Consider the following 2,995-nt stretch of genomic DNA (forward strand, 5'->3'; position numbering starts at 1 on the left):
CTCCCAAATCTTCAAAAATGTCAGCGTAGAGCATTTCAATCTCTATGCTGGTAAATCCTATCAACGAGGTGGCAAAGTAGAGACACTAAACCTCCTAGGTGGAGAATACCACCTAGGAGCCACAGATGGTATTGCTGCTGCTGAAGAAGCTGGCACCATAGGCAATCTAGTCCTAGCCGATGGGACATTCAAGCAATACAAAGGAGAGATAGGAAGCATAACCCTCACAGGTGATAAAAAGGCAGCAAGCTTCACTACTAAGAATAACTTTCAAAATGGCAACCAAGGCACATCATACAATGGTCTTATCACCAAGATTGAAAAACAAGTAAGTGGTAAGCACACCATAGAGCTAGGGGATAGTCAGGCTGATGGCACAATCACTACCACACTCACCAATGGCAGCCTCACTATCGATAATACCACTGGCGATATTGCTAATAATGGAGAAGTATCATCACTCAATGTAGAGAAAAAAAGCGGTAGCATTGCAATTAGCAACGCTACTACTGCAAGTATTGGCACACTCTCCACAAGCACCAAATCCACTATCACTAATGCTGGCACAATCGATAAGCTAGAGCTCAAAGAGTCTTCCAAGGTAACCAACACCGGTATCATAAAAAATCTTGATGTCAAAAGCGGAGAATCCACTATCAATAGCCTCAATGGTGTAGGACAAGCAGCAGGCGCAAAGTCCTATGAACTCTCTAATATCAAGATAACTGCAAATATCGCCAAACTCACCGTTGATACCCTAAGCGTAGGACTCAAAGGCAACCAAGCTATAGAGAGGGTAACAATCAATGATGATGATAGTAACGGTAAAGGAAAAGAATTTGCTGTCAATAAGATAGTCATCTCTCATCTTGATGATACCTTTGACCCAAGTAAAGGCATTAGCACAGAGCTTAAAGACTATGTAACAGCTGGTAGTCAAAACTATATTGTTGGATCAAGCAAGCCCACCTTTGAATCAAGCCCAGAGCTAGGTGGCATAGGGATTGAGTTTGGTCCTGATGGCACACCACACTTTGATCTTAATCACTCCATAGCTGCAAGTGCGACAAACCTAATAATCCGTCAAAGCATGCGACGAAAAATGCTTATTGATACTTATCTCTCTGAACAAAGCAGAAGAAGTCTTGCTGATAAAGATGAAGCAACCAAACAGCGCATAGAGTTTGCTGTCCTAAGTAAGGCTAAAGCTCGCTATGAAATCGATCTTGCTAAATACAACAAAGACAAAGCAGCGTGGGACAAACTTGCTAGCACCAAAGAGAACAAAGCTATAATTGCCAAATACGAGCAAGAAGTAGCAGCCTATCAAAAAGTATATAGACAATACGAGCAAGATAAAAAGCGCTATGATGATGAGATGAAAAAGCTTGATGCTATGAGCAAAAGCAAAAAGATTAAAGCCCCTATCGAGCCTAAAGCTCCTATAGCTCCTACTCTAAAGCTAAGTCATAAAGACTATAAAAAAGCTATGGCAGCTTATGATAAAGAGCATAAAGCCTATGAGAAAGCCCTCATGCAATATGAGCAAGACTATAAAACCTACAATGAGGAGATGAAAAAGCTTGATGTGCTTGTAAAAGCAAGCAATCTCAAAGCACCCATAGCTCCTAAAGCTCCAGTGCGACCAAACCTCAAACCAAACCACAAAGACTATAAATGGGCTATGGAAGCCTATGGGCAAAACCAAAGAGCCTACCAAACAGCCCTCAAGCAATATGAGCAGGACAAAAGGGACTATGAGAAAGAAAGCAGGCGACTAGAAGCCCTAGCTAAAACCCATAGGCTTAATACCAGCATTACAATCCCTATCGAGCCAAAAGCTCCTGTGCGCCCAGCTATCAAGCCAAACCACAAAGACTATAAAAAAGCTATGGCAGCCTATGGGCAAGCGCGCAAAGACTATGTAAAAGCATTCAAGCAATACGAGCAAGATAAAAGGACTTATGATGAGGAGATAAAAAAGCTCCAAGCCCTAGCAAAAACCAACAAGACAAAAGCCCCCACAGAGCCTAAAGCTCCTAGTAAGCCTAGGATTGTCGCACAAAAACCTATCATGCCACAAGAACCACAGCTTGGAGAAATAAGCGCAGAGCTCTTAGCCAAATACCAAGTCCAAGGGGATTTCTTTATTAGAGCCTATGGTGGAGCTGGCACACATAAAGCAACCAATGGCACACAAACTGACTCCTGGAGTGTGGGCACACTCTTTGGAGCAAATTGGCATTTGCCCCTTGGACAAACAAGTGGGAATATCGGCTTCTATGGTGGCTATGAGTATCTACACAATGGCTATAAGCAAGCCCATATCAGTGCGCAAGGACATACAGGCTTTGTAGGCTTGCGCTTTGTTCATCTCTTTGCAAAAACAAAGCTCGCAGGCTTCTACTACCTTGCAGATGTCAATAGTGGCTATACAGATATATCCCTAACCCAAGATATGAATGCACTGCGATTTGGAGCAAATATCAGCAATCTCAATATTGGCTCTTCCTTTAGCCTAGGATCATCAGTGCGTATGTATGGCACCAAATCTGTGCTTAATCCATCTCTTGGTGTAGGTGTAGAGGGTGGCTATATCGGGGAGTTTGAAATGAAGACACAAAAAGCAGGTGGGCTACGCCATGGTGGGCTAGCTCTACCTTATGGAGTAACCTATGCCCAAGCAAATCTCAACTACTACCAAGAATATGGCAAAAGATTCTCAAGCATACTTGGTGGAGGGTTTAGGTATCTTTTCAATAATGAAGTGGGGATTATGCCAACACTCAATGGCAAGACCTATATGACTGATGAAAAGACAGGCAAAGCAGCCATAGCACATTTAGCTTCCTACTTCTACCAAGGCACTGCCATGCTACACTACCGCACACAAAAAGCAGGAAACTTCTCTGCAGGCTATGTGGTAGTAGGTGGGGAGCTGGGGATTACGCATAATGCTTCTGTAAGGTGGCATTACTTTTTTTAATGCCTAAAG

Annotated in this window: 1 protein-coding gene; it reads left to right on the top strand. The window is 43.0% G+C overall.

Going from position 1 to position 2,995, the window contains the following annotated elements; translation table 11 throughout:
- The coding region (locus Q0171_RS03695) for a hypothetical protein (RefSeq protein WP_299326897.1) at positions 1-2,986 on the top strand (2,986 nt) is incomplete at its 5' end.
- Positions 2,987-2,995: the final 9 nt, after the last annotated feature.

Source organism: uncultured Helicobacter sp. (assembly GCF_937906905.1).
Lineage (GTDB): Bacteria > Campylobacterota > Campylobacteria > Campylobacterales > Helicobacteraceae > Helicobacter_B.